The organism is Oceanisphaera sp. (assembly GCF_048268965.1).
Lineage (GTDB): Bacteria > Pseudomonadota > Gammaproteobacteria > Enterobacterales > Aeromonadaceae > Oceanimonas.
In genome coordinates, this window is the sequence record NZ_JBLWUK010000010.1 from 23,907 (window position 1) to 36,460 (window position 12,554).

Genomic DNA, 12,554 nt, shown 5'->3' on the forward strand with positions numbered 1-12,554 from the left:
GAAAATGGCAGTGAGAGTCTCGGAGCGTCGACTAATAATGGACGATAACTATATGCAGAATACTTCTAGTAACCACGCCCAGGATGAGGTGATGGATCAGGTAGACCGGATTGTGGGTCTGTGGCAGCAGGTTCGTCCCGAGCTCGAGCTGGGCAGTACCGAAGTGATTGGTCGCATAGTGCGTCTGGAATACTTTATTACCCGCCGGGTGTTGCAAGACCTGGCACACTACGATTTGAACGTGGGGGAGTTTGATGTGCTGGCGGCCCTGCGTCGTCACCCGCCGAACTTTCAGTTGTCACCAAACCAGCTGCAGACCCTGGTGCTTATCTCTTCGGGGGCGCTGACCAACCGCATTAACCGGCTCGAAAGCCGGGGGCTGGTCAGTCGGGCTCAGGCGGCTCATGACAGGCGCGGCGTTATCGTTACCCTCACCGAGCAGGGTTTCAAGGTATTGGAAGAAGCCGTCAAGCACCACCTGGCGGCGGAGGCTGAGCTGGCCAACACCTTGACGTCAGATGAGCAGCAGCAGGTCGCCGCTTTGTTGAAAAAGATGCTGGTCGCGATAGAAGACTGAGACACACTTCAACTTTCATCACGTTAGCAGGATAAAGTCGCCGCCATAACATCGCAAATGATCGATTTTCTGCTGATAATCAAGCGAGTCGTATCCAAAGGGGCGCCGGGTAGCCAAGCGTGAAGGTTGACCGAGCGGCCCAGGGGCCACCTAGGAGATTGTTGAATGAAGTTATATTACCGGCCTGGAACTTGTTCTCTCGCTGCTCACATCGTACTTGAATGGCTGGGCTTGCCCTACGAGCTGGAGTCGGTGGATACGCGAGACCCGGAATTTTTCAATGTTAACTACCTGGCCACCGTGCCTGTGTTGTTCACCGAAGAAATGGGCTCCCTGTATCAAAACAGCGCCATTTTACGCTATTTGTCCCGATTGCCCGAAGGGCTGCATCTGGGGCCGGGTGATGACCCGGTCATGAATTGTCAGTGTGACTATTGGCTGAGCTTCTTTAGCGCCGATTTATACCGGGCATTCGCCCCGTATTTTAATCCGGAGAAATACACAACGGATACCAGCCCCGAAGCAAAAAAGGCCATCAAGGCGGCGGTGCCGGCACAGGTTGCGCCCTTGCTGAAGCGCATGGATATGCATTTGGCCAGCCGTGACTATTATTTGGAAGACGAGCTGGGCATTATTGATGCCAGCGCCTTTGTATATTGCTACTGGGCGACCAAGGTGCTGCCTGAGGGGCTGCGTGACTATCCGAATGTGGCGCGCCACTTTGCCGACATGAAAGCCGACCCAGGGGTACAAAAGGTGATGGCAGTAGAAGGATTAACATAGCGGTAAGCCGTCAGCTGTAAGCGATCAGCTGCCCTGTCAGGCTGATTGCTTACAGCCAGCTGATGGCGCTATGTCGCTTAATGTCGAGCGACGATTAATATCGTACCCAACACAGTCACTGCGGCGCCCAGCCAGGCCCCAGTGGCTGGGCGCCGTTTCATCAGCAGCCAGAGCAGGGGCAGCACCAGCACCGGGCTGACCGAACTCAGCATGGCCACCATGCCAACCTCGCCATGACGCAAGGCCAGCAAGATCAAGGTCATACCCACCCCCATGGCCAAAAAGGCATTCATGGCTACCATGCCAAAAATCGGCCAGTTGATGCGTTGCTGGGATTTAGCCACCGACCAGCCGCCCCACAGCAGTGCCAGGTGGGCCAGAAAAGCGGTGCTCATGCGCACCGCCGAGGCGGATACGGGGTCGACCGCAGCCAGCTCATCCATCATGACCGGTTTCACCATCAAGGTGGCCACCGACTGACATAAGGCCGCCAACAGGCCCAGGGCAATACCGGGCCAGGGTCGACCGTTGTCTTGCTCCCAAACATGGGTTTCATTGGCGCGTCTGCCCATGAAAATAGCCGTCATCACACCACCGACCAATAACAGGCAGCCCACCAGGGTCCAGCCGGCAATGATCTCGCCAAAAATGACATAGGCCAGCAGGGCGGAAAACAGCGCATGGGTGGCAAACAGCACGCCGGCACGGCGCGGGCCCAAACGATTCATGGCGGCAAACAGCGCCGTATCGCCGATAAAAATCCCGATCAGGCCGGAAATGGCCATGATACTCAGGCTATGACTGTTTAAACTGCTCCAGCCACCGGTGAACAGCGCCATGGCCCACAGCATGAGGCTGACACAAAACATGCGCCACCGCGAAAAGGAAAACGCCCCCAGGTGACGCGCGGCATTGGCCGACAAGAGGCTGGCCACGGCCCAGCAAGCCGCCGCAGCCAGAGCCAGGTAGTCATAAGAAAAGGCAGTCATAAGAAAAATAATCCACAGGGGCCGGTAAAGCGTGAAGGGTGAAGAGTAATGGGTGAAGGGAAAAAATGAAACATCAAACATCAGTGAAGGGTAATGGGGAAGAGGAACAAACCAAACACTCCTCACCCCTCACCCCTTACGCCTCCCCCCTCACCCCTTACGCCTCCCCCCTCACATCTATACAAGGCATTTGCCAGCCGTGGTGTTAGCGGGTTTAATAATGACCTTCGCGGTTAATCACAAGAGTCACTATGCGCATATTGCACACCTCCGACTGGCATCTTGGCCAGCACTTTATGGGTAAAACCCGCCTTGAAGAGCATCAGGCCTTTTTGCGCTGGCTGGTGGAGCAGGTGCAAGAGCAAGCCGTAGATGCGGTATTGGTGGCGGGCGATGTGTTTGATACCGGCACCCCGCCCAGTTATGCCCGCGAGCTGTATAACGGCTTTATCGTCGAATTGCAGCAAACGGGTGCCCAACTGGTGATACTGGGCGGTAATCATGACTCAGTAGCCATGCTGAACGAGTCGCGTAGTTTGCTGGAGTGCCTGAATGTGCAGGTGATCCCGGGGGTGCTGGCCGATGCCGAACATCAGGTGATAACGCTGCACAATAGTGCCGGTGAGCCTGGAGCCGTCTTGTGTGCCGTGCCCTTTATTCGCGCCCGGGAGGTGATGGCCAGCGAGTCGGGACAAAGTGCCGCCGACAAGCAGCACACCCTGCAGCAGGCCATTGCCGAGCATTATCAGCAATTATTTGCCCAGGCCGAGCAGCGTCGGCAAGCCCATGGTCGCCCTTTGCCTATTATTGCCACCGGTCATCTCACCACGGTCGGCGCCAGCAGCAGTGACTCGGTGCGTGAAATCTATATTGGCACTCTGGATGCTTTTCCTGCCAGTGCCTTTCCGCCGGCGGACTATATCGCGCTGGGCCATATTCACCGAACGCAAAAAGTGGGCGGCCATGAGCATATTCGTTATTGCGGCTCGCCCATCGCCTTGAGCTTCGACGAGGTTGGCCAGCAAAAGCAGGTGCTGCTGGTGGATCTAAACCCGGATGGCCTGGAGGCGGTGACCCCGCTGCCGGTTCCGGTGTTTCAGCCCATGGCCAGAGTAAAGGGTAACCTGGCGCAGCTGGCAGTGGCCATGCAGGAGGTGGCAGAACAAGGGGTGGCGGCGGAACACACGCAGCCGGTGTGGCTGGAAGTCACGGTGGTTGAAGATGACTATTTAAGTGACCTGCAACCCAGAGTCGAGCAGTTGGCCGAGGGGCTGGCGCTGGAGATCCTGCTGGTACGCCGCCAGCGCACGGCGCAGCACGACGGTTTGACCGCCGACTCGGGTGTCACCTTGAGCGAAATGACCCCCTCCGAGGTCTTTGTCCATCGGCTCGCATCTGAATCCTTGCCTGTAGAACGCGAACAGGCGCTGAACGATTTGTATCAAACCTTGTTGGCGAATCTGGAGCAAGATGCATGAAGATCCTGAGCTTGCGGCTAAAAAACCTGAACTCCCTGAAAGGGGAGTGGAAAATTGATTTTACCCTGCCGCCATTTTGTGACAATGGCCTGTTTGCCATCGTCGGGCCGACGGGAGCCGGTAAAACCACGCTGCTCGATGCCATTTGCCTGGCGTTGTACCACGAAACACCGCGCATGAAGTCGGTGTCGGCCAGCGGTAACGAGTTGATGACCCGCCACACCGCCGATTGCCTGGCGGAAGTGGAATTCGACATCAAGGGCCAGGGTTATCGTGCTTTCTGGAGTCAGCGTCGTGCGCGGGACAAAATAGACGGCAAGCTGCAAGCGCCCAAGGTAGAGCTGGCCAAGCTGGATGGCACCATACTGACCACCAAAATCAACGACAAGCTGCGCCTGACGGAAGAACTCAGCGGCCTGGACTTTGGCCGCTTTACCAAGTCGATGTTGCTGGCCCAGGGCGGCTTTGCCGCTTTTTTACACGCCAATGCCAACGAGCGCGCCGAGTTGCTTGAAGAGCTGACCGGCACCGACATTTACGCTCACTTGTCGAAGCGTGTGTTTGAACAGACACGCGAACAGCAAGGCGAGCTGTCCCGGTTGCAAGCGCGAGCCCAGGGAATGGAGTTGCTCGATGACGAACAGCGCCAGCAGATGCAGGCCGGGATTGATGGCGCCGAAGCCGAGTTGCAGCAAAAAAATACGGTCTTGCAGCAGGCTCAAGCCAGCCTGTCGCAAATAGCGGCCTACCAGCAGGCCACGGCGCAAACCCGGGGCGCCCAGCAACAGCAGCAGGCGGCCGAGCAAGCCTGGCAGGCCGGCGAGCCGCAACGTACCCGGTTGGCGCGTGCGCTACCCGCCAGCCGTTTGCAGCCGGCGTGGGCACAGCGGAAGCAGCTTCAGGCCCGACAGCAGCAACTGAATCAACAGCTTGATCAGTTGCAACACGAACAGCAGCAGCTAACCAAACAGAGTCAAGGTGCGTGCTGGCAAGGGGTGCAGCTGAGCGAGCAAGGGGTGCAGCAGCTCAATCAGACACAACAGCGATTGAACGAAGAACTGGCCCGGCTTAAGCACGATATGGCCAGCAATCCGGCCGCCGAGCGACTGGGGGAGCATCTGGCGAGCTGGCGCGCCCAAATTAGCGGGCAAAAGAAAGAACAGGGGGCGCTCGATAAGTTGAGTCAGGAGCTGAAGCAGCTCCAAACACAAGCGGAGGCCCTTACTCAGCAACAGCAGCAGTCGCAACAGCAGGCCGATGCCGCCCGGCGCGAGCTTGAACGGGCCAGCACTGCCGAGGTGCAACAGCAACAGCGGCTGGAACAAGTACTGGCGGGGCAGTCACAGGTTAGTTTACGCCAACAGGTGCAGAGCCTCAGGCAGCAGCAACCAGTGTGGGGGCAGTTATTGTACAGTTGGCCGCAGCTGGCCAAACTGCAAGCGGCACACCAAACATTACAGCAGCAGCTAACGGCTCAGCAACCCATGCTGGCGCAATTAGATCAACAGCTCAAGCAGTCCCGGGCCGACTATAAGCTGCTGCAAGAGCAGATCCGCGATAAAGAAAAACTGCTGGAACAAGAACAACGCATTCGCGCCCTGGAACAACACAGAGCCAGGTTGCAACCAGACGAAGCCTGTCCGCTTTGTGGCAGTGAAACCCACCCCGCCATTGCAGCCTATCAAGCACTGGATGATGCCACGGCGCGCAGTCTGGCAGACAAGCAGCAACAACGGACCGAGCTGGAGCAGCAAGGCCTGCAACTTAACCAGGCGTTTGCCAATCAGCAGGCGGAGCAGCAGCAAGCCGAGCGGCAGTTACAACAGCTAACCCAGGACATGGCAGCGCTTAGCGAACAGATACAAGGCTGGCTGGCCCAGTTGGCGATCGAGACGGAAGATCGGGAGGCGCAGCAGCAGGCGATTGCTCAGCGTCAGCGGCATCTGCAGACCCTGGAGCAACAACTCTCGGCCATAGAGCAACAGCAAGAGCGGGTGCAGCAGGCGCAACAGCAACGCCAGCAAGCCGAGCAGACCCTGACCGGGGTGCAGCATCAACACAGTTTGCAGGCACAACAACGGCAGTCGCTGACCGAGCGGGTCGAGCAGCTACAGCAGCAGGTCCATCAGCAACAGCAGTTATTGCAGCAACAAGAAACAGCACTGGTCGCCTCGCTGCAGGCGCTGAATTGGCCGGCTCCGTCAGACTGGCACACCTGGCTGGCGGAGCGTGAACAGGCGTGGCGACAGTGGCAAGAGCAACAGACCCGAGTGCAGCAACTGCAGGGGGAGCAGCAGCAACTTGTGGTTCGGCAACAGCAGGCCGAGGCCGAACAAAGCCAGTGGCAGAGTCGCTGGCGGACGTTTGCATTGGCCGACCAGCCTGCACTGAACGCCGTCGCCGACCCCCACGCCGCCTTGGTTCAGCTGGCAGAGCGGTGGCCAGCGCTAACAGAACAATTACAGCAGAAAACGGCTCGGCTGCAGGCGCTGCAACAGCAAGCCGCGGAGCAAAGCGGTGAGCTTGATACTCAGCAACAAGCCTGGCTTGAGGCGCTGGCCGCCAGCCCCTTTATTGATGAAGCAGATTTTTTAGCCGCGCTGTTGAGTGACACCGAACAAGCGCAATTGGCACAGCAACAACAGCAGCTGGAGCAGGAATTGCACAAGGCCAATACCCTGCTCGAACAGGCACAGCGGCAACAGCAAGAGGTGACTGCGCAACTGGGCTCCATCGACCCCGCCGATGAGCAGGCTTTACAGGCACAGGTGCAGCAACTACAAAGCGAGCTCAGCCAGATTCAGCAGCAGATTGGTGGCTGGCGCGCCAGCCTGACCGCCGACGCCGAGCGCCGGCAGCGCCAGCAGGCACTGTTTGATGACATGGCTGCGCAGCAACAACAGCTGCAGTTGTGGGAGCAGCTCAACCACTTGATCGGCTCCGCCGATGGTGCCAAGTATCGACGCTTTGCCCAGGGGCTGACCCTGGAGTATCTGGTGCAACTGGCCAACCAGCGACTGGTTCGCCTGCATGGCCGTTATCAGCTGGCGCGCAAGAGCGGCGGCGAGCTGGAATTGTCCGTGATAGATACCTGGCAGGCCGATGTGGCGCGCGATACGCAAACCCTGTCGGGCGGCGAAAGCTTTCTGGTGAGTCTGGCATTGGCGCTGGCGCTATCGGATCTGGTGAGCAGCAAGACGCGCATCGATTCATTATTCCTGGATGAAGGCTTCGGCACCCTGGATGCAGAAACATTAGAGGTTGCTCTGGACGCCCTGGATGCCTTGAATGCCAGCGGCAAAATGATTGGCGTGATCAGCCACATAGATGCATTAAAAGAGCGAGTGCCGGTGCAAATCAAACTCAGCAAGAGCCAGGGTTTGGGCTTAAGCCGACTGGCGCCAGAGTTTGCGCTGTGAAAGAAAGCAGAAAGCTTGAAGCCTGTCTCTTAGTTACAACTATTTTTGATCTTAGTGGTGTAGTCAGGCAGAGGGCACTCCTCCTCCGACTCGCCGTGAATACCTCCCTGTAGGCTCAAACCGCGCCATCCCTGGCGCGGATGGTCGGCGGAGCAGACATAAAAAACCGGAGCCTGGCTCCGGTTTTTGGTGAGTAAGTAAAACTTAGTGAGGGATAAAGGCCGGAATGCCGGGCAGCATGCCTACCGCCGCCATAATGGCCAGCAGAATAATAAAGGTGGCACCCGGGATCACCCAGCGGTCCGTTCGGCGCAGTGTCTTGCCGCGCTCTTTGTCGCCAATCAGCCCCAGGTTGTCGAGCAGCATGGTCATGGACCAACCGAATACCGGGTTCACGAAGGCCGAGGCAAACACCACAATACCCGCAGACTGACTACTGGTGGTGCTGCGCGTCATCTGCATACCGGCTTCCAGCAGTGGCATGAATACACCCACAATCAAGGCCACGCGCAATACCGGAGCCCACACTGCCAGGTCCATGGGGTAGCCCCAGAGTGCGGCGATAATACACATCACCCCAGTCAACACGGCACCGGCTGGAATGGGGCGCTTGGCTATTGCTGCCGGAATAATATAAGTCCCCCAGGAGGACGCCAGATTGCCGCCACCCAGCAGGCTGCCTACTGCCTGGCGGACCGAGGCGACGCCCATGGTATCGTCCACATTCATCAATACTTTTGTGGCTTTTTTGGGGTAGTTCAGTTCCTGAAATACCCGCTGCCCCATGAAGTCGGGCGACCACATGGCAACCGCCAGCACGGCAAAGGGAGCCACACTAATAAAGTGGTGCAGCTCGGGCCAGCCCATCTGCCACCCGGTGTTTTCACCCCACCAGTATGATGGAGTCAGGTGGGGTATACCTGGCTCGGTGACAAATTCAAAGGGCGCGCCCAGAGAGATGGCAATCACGAAGGCGATACCCGAGCCCAACGGAATCGACAACCAGCGCATTTCCAGTCGGGCCAGCAGGGCATACATGATAATGGTACTCAGGATCACCGCGAAGGCGATATAACCCATGTCGATGCCATTGGCCCAGCCGGTGAGTGCCTTAATCTGGCTAAACAGACCTACGGCACCGAGATATATCAGCAGGCCACCTCGAACCCCATCACTGGTGAGCGCCATTAACTTGCTGCCACCCTTGGTAATACTGAGCAGTAAGCCAAACAGGCCGACCAGCAGCCCCAGCGCGAGCGGGTGGCCGCCGGAGGCAACAATTAGTGGGATCAGCGGAATCATGGGGCCGTGAGTACCGGCCAGGTTGGCGGTGGGATTGATAAGCCCGGAAAACAGAATGACAAACAACACGGCGGCAATCAGCATTTCAAAGCGGACGTTTTCCACCACGAAGGCATCCGACAGTCCCAGAGGTCCGGCGAAGGCGGCTACCACGGCGGCCACCATCACAATTTTACCTATGGTGGCGGCAAGGGCGGGCACCAGGTCTTCCAGCTCAAAACGATAGTCTTTGAATGGGAGATTCAAACGCCAGCGCTTGGGTGCCATTATGGTCAATTCATGCTCCAGATAGGCGGCGCGGCTGTCAAAATCTCGGCTGGGCTTATGCTTGGCATGATAATTGGTGTTGTCGGTTTGTGACACGGGACTCTCCTTGGTGGTGTCATTTTACAGTGGATGATAGGTGTTGTTATCAAGTTGTTCTATTCGACATAAGTCTTAACATTTGAAGATCGCAGATCAGTAACTGGCGCGATCTTGATCATGGCTGCAGGCGATAGCCGGTGCCCGGCTGAACTGAACAAGATAGCGGAGTGCGAGTGATGGCAAGCCATTAGCGGGCGGTATGTATGTTATTGTGCTGTTTTATTACTCAGTGAAGATGAGGCGACCCTAGACAAGGAGGGACAGCATGATACAGCTGCATCATCTTAATGATTCCCGCTCGCAGCGAATTATCTGGATGCTGGAAGAGCTGGAACTGGACTATGACATTAAGCGTTATCAGCGGGATGCCCATACCAGCCTGGCTCCCGAGACTCTGAAGCGCGTGCACCCGCTGGGCAAGGCTCCGATATTAATCGATGGGGAACTCCGGCTTGCCGAGTCGGGTGCCATTATCGACTATTTGGCGCAGCGCTACGGCAGCAGCACCCTATTGCCCGCCGCCAATACTCAAGCCTGGTGGGATTATGTTTATTGGCTGCATTATGGGGAGGGTTCTTTGATGCCGCCTTTGCTGATGCGCCATGTGTTCGACAAGGTGCAGCAGGCGCCCATGGCGTTTTTTATTCGTCCCCTGGTCAAAAAAATAGTGGCCGGTGTCGAGCGCGCCTTTTTGAATCAGCAAATACACACCCATCTCAATTTTGTAGCGGATCATCTGGCCTGTCACGAATGGTTTTTGGGGGAGTCTTTCAGTGCCGCTGACATTCAGATGAGCTTTCCACTGGAAGCGGCGATGCACAGGGCTGAGATGGCCGACAGCTACCCCAGGTTAAAGGCCTATGTGACCCGGTTACAGGCAAGGCCGGCTTATCTGCGGGCGCTGGAAAAAGGCGGTTCTTATCTATATGGGCCCAGGGTGGCAACGTGACGGTGACCACCCAGGTACCGTGTTTATGTAACGTTAACAGGAGTGAAAAACCATAATGAATGAGGTGAGTGATCTGGAAGGGCTGGTCATGCCCTGGCTAGACAAATACATTCCGCAATTTTCGGAGCTGGTGTATACCGCCGCCGCCATACTGTTAATCATATTGATTTCGGCCGGTATCCATTTTTTGTTACACCGAGTGGTGATTGCCTGGGTAGGTGGCCGGGCACAGGGTAATCGTCAAATCTGGCGCCAGGCATTTTTTGAACGCAAGCTGTTCAGTCGACTGGCACTGACCCTGCAAGGCATCATCATTTATATTCAGGCAGGGCTGTGGCTGGAGAATGAGTCCACCTTATTGCCCGTTATTCAGTCGACGGCCCATATCTGGGTGTTGCTGTACAGCATGTTGTCCTTGTTCTCGTTGCTGGATGCGCTGCTGGATATTTTGCAGCACAAACCGGCCATGCGGCATTTTCCGCTGCGCGGTATTTTTCAAAGCATCAAGCTGATTGCCAGTATCTTTATCGGCCTGCTGATTATTTCGACGCTGATTGGCAAGTCCCCGTTGCTGCTGCTCAGTGGCCTGGGGGCCATGACGGCGGTACTGATGCTGGTATTCAAAGATCCCATATTGGGGTTGGTGGCGGGTATTCAGCTGTCGGCCAACAATATGCTGACCGTGGGTGATTGGCTGGAAATGCCTAAATACGGTGCCGACGGTGCCGTGATCGATATAGGGCTGACCACGGTCAAGGTGCAAAACTGGGACAAGACCATTACCACCATTCCCACCTACGCGCTGATTTCAGACTCCTTTAAAAACTGGCGGGGCATGAGCGAGTCGGGGGGGCGTCGTCTCAAGCGCAGCCTGCTGCTCGACAGCAGCAGTGTGCACTTCTTGCAACCAGAGGATATTCACCGGCTGCAACGGGCGCAAATGCTGGCGCCCTACCTGGATGAAAAGGTGCAAGAGCTGACACAACACAACAGTAATCAACAGCTGGACTTATCCTCGCTGGCCAATGGTCGCCGTTTGACCAATATCGGCACTTTCCGGGCCTATCTGGAAAGATTGCTGAAGAGCCACCCCCAGATTCACCAGCAGATGACGCTGATGGTACGCCAGCTTGAGCAAACACCGAATGGCATACCAGTAGAGATTTATGCCTTTACCAACACCACCAAGTGGGCGGAGTACGAAGCCATACAAGGGGACCTGTTCGACCATATTTTTGCGGTGCTGCCAGAGTTTGGTCTCAGGGCGCATCAGGCACCCACGGGATATGACCTGCGAGCGCTGGCGCGAGCACCGGCACAGGAAGACCTGCGCAGGGTAGGGTGAAATCACATGAGATAAACAAGGGCCTGCGGGCCCTTTTTTATCACCTTCAGGGTCACAAAAACAGCGAGGCACACAGTGCTGCCCTTGTCTGCTTTCTTTCCTGTCATAACCATTGTGCCAGTATTAATTGCTGCTAGTATCTGGTTGACTCCATTTTGAAATAAATAAAGGTATTCTTGATGTTGATATCATTAGTGTCAGTCACTTGTAATAATAGTTTTGGGGTCATTTGTATCTTTATAGGAGCGCCAGTAAAGACTCAATGGAGTGTGCTGTCTTAAAAGTAAGACTGTGTATTCTCGATAATGATACATCAACTCATTTATATATTAATTTGATTTGTTATAACTTACCTTTAAGACATCTCTCTTTTTTGACTCGGCTAATATTTAAGTCAGGGCTGAGTGACTAAGTTAATAAGCCCTCGATCTGCCAGGATGTATGGGCAGAGTAATAAAATAGGCACTTTTTTAATAAAAGAAGAGGGACTTTATATGTCTATGCAAAAGAAAACATTAGCGGTACTGGTCGCCTTGTCTGTAGGCGCTTCATTTGGTGCAGCAGCTAATGGTTATGGCTATGGTGGCGGTTATGGTGGTGGCGGTGATACAACCAAACACTACGATGACGGCAGCCACAACAGCAACGATGACGGTAATCAAGCTAATGACAATAGTGCGGTTTATGATATCGATAAAAAGTATGTATCGAAAACACATATAGATATCGATAAGACCTACACGGATCTTGATTATAGTTTCTACCATATCAATAAGAGATATGCGATTAACAAGCAGAATAACGTGACCTACCAGTATGGACATACCGGAAATACGGATTCCAAAGCGTATGCGAAGGGCGGTTCGTATGCCTATAGCGGCAACTATGGAGATGCCGATCAGGACAGCGTCAGCGTTGGCGCAGGTCTGGGCCTGGGGCTGGGCCTGGGGCTGGGTGTCGGCTTTGGTGCAGGAGTGGGCCAAGGTGGTGACGGCGGCAATGCCTTGGGCTTAGGCTTTCTGGGGCTGGGGCTAGGCCATGGCAGTAATGATGCCGATGGCACAGGATTTGGCGTTGGTGCCGGTAATGGATTGGGTGCCGGTTTAGGTTCAGGTGCAGGCCTTGGCATGTTGATGGCCGATCAGGATCTGGATCAGAAAACCCGAGCCAATGCAGCCACTAACGTTTGGTCGGTATCCATGATCACGTCCGGTAACAATACCGTCGGCAATACCGGTGCAACCCACGGTATTAATACCCAGCAGGCTATTTCCGGACAAAGCGCTATGGGTCAACAAAGCGTGAACGTCAATGCCAGCGTGCAGTTCTAACCTTTTATGCCGGCT

General features: G+C 55.7%; 9 protein-coding genes. 7 read left to right on the plus strand and 2 right to left on the minus strand.

All coding sequences use genetic code 11. The features are described from left to right. Positions 1-52 precede the first annotated feature (52 nt). Both ACN0VL_RS06735 and ACN0VL_RS06740 read left to right on the plus strand, forming a co-directional pair. A complete protein-coding gene (locus tag ACN0VL_RS06735; RefSeq protein ID WP_417615750.1) occupies positions 53-577 on the plus strand; it encodes a MarR family winged helix-turn-helix transcriptional regulator in 525 nt (174 codons plus the stop codon). A 165-nt stretch (positions 578-742) separates the two neighbouring features. Next, positions 743-1,360 carry a glutathione S-transferase family protein gene (locus ACN0VL_RS06740; RefSeq protein ID WP_417615752.1) on the plus strand — a complete coding sequence of 206 codons (618 nt, stop codon included), beginning with the start codon at positions 743-745 and terminating at the stop codon, positions 1,358-1,360. Positions 1,361-1,437: 77 nt separating this feature from the next. On the opposite strand, the gene ACN0VL_RS06745 is transcribed toward ACN0VL_RS06740, so the two are convergent. After that, entirely contained in the window at positions 1,438-2,349 is a 912-nt protein-coding gene (locus ACN0VL_RS06745) for a DMT family transporter (protein WP_417615754.1), read from the minus strand. Positions 2,350-2,600: 251 nt separating this feature from the next. Here ACN0VL_RS06745 and sbcD point away from each other — a divergent pair, with 251 nt between their 5' ends. Both sbcD and ACN0VL_RS06755 read left to right on the plus strand, forming a co-directional pair. Continuing rightward, entirely contained in the window at positions 2,601-3,827 is a 1,227-nt protein-coding gene (gene sbcD, locus ACN0VL_RS06750) for an exonuclease subunit SbcD (protein ID WP_417615756.1), read from the plus strand. Beyond that, complete coding sequence (locus ACN0VL_RS06755; protein WP_417615758.1) at positions 3,824-7,246, plus strand: SbcC/MukB-like Walker B domain-containing protein; 3,423 nt, start codon at positions 3,824-3,826, stop codon at positions 7,244-7,246. Before sbcD ends, ACN0VL_RS06755 begins: the two co-directional genes overlap by 4 nt. Before the next feature lie 204 nt (positions 7,247-7,450). On the opposite strand, the gene ACN0VL_RS06760 is transcribed toward ACN0VL_RS06755, so the two are convergent. Next, positions 7,451-8,911, minus strand: coding sequence for a DUF3360 family protein (locus tag ACN0VL_RS06760; RefSeq protein WP_417615760.1), 1,461 nt, complete (start codon positions 8,909-8,911; stop codon positions 7,451-7,453). Positions 8,912-9,179: 268 nt separating this feature from the next. Between ACN0VL_RS06760 and ACN0VL_RS06765 the strand changes: the two genes are divergently transcribed. From ACN0VL_RS06765 to ACN0VL_RS06775, 3 genes are all read left to right on the plus strand, one after another. After that, positions 9,180-9,863, plus strand: a complete 684-nt coding sequence (locus ACN0VL_RS06765; RefSeq protein WP_417615762.1) for a glutathione S-transferase — start codon at positions 9,180-9,182, stop codon at positions 9,861-9,863. A gap of 55 nt (positions 9,864-9,918) precedes the next feature. Beyond that, the gene (locus ACN0VL_RS06770) at positions 9,919-11,208 is read left to right on the plus strand and encodes a mechanosensitive ion channel family protein (protein WP_417615764.1); all 1,290 of its coding nucleotides are present in this window, start codon (positions 9,919-9,921) and stop codon (positions 11,206-11,208) included. 494 nt (positions 11,209-11,702) lie between these two features. Further along, positions 11,703-12,539 carry a hypothetical protein gene (locus ACN0VL_RS06775; RefSeq protein WP_417615766.1) on the plus strand — a complete coding sequence of 279 codons (837 nt, stop codon included), beginning with the start codon at positions 11,703-11,705 and terminating at the stop codon, positions 12,537-12,539. Positions 12,540-12,554: the final 15 nt, after the last annotated feature.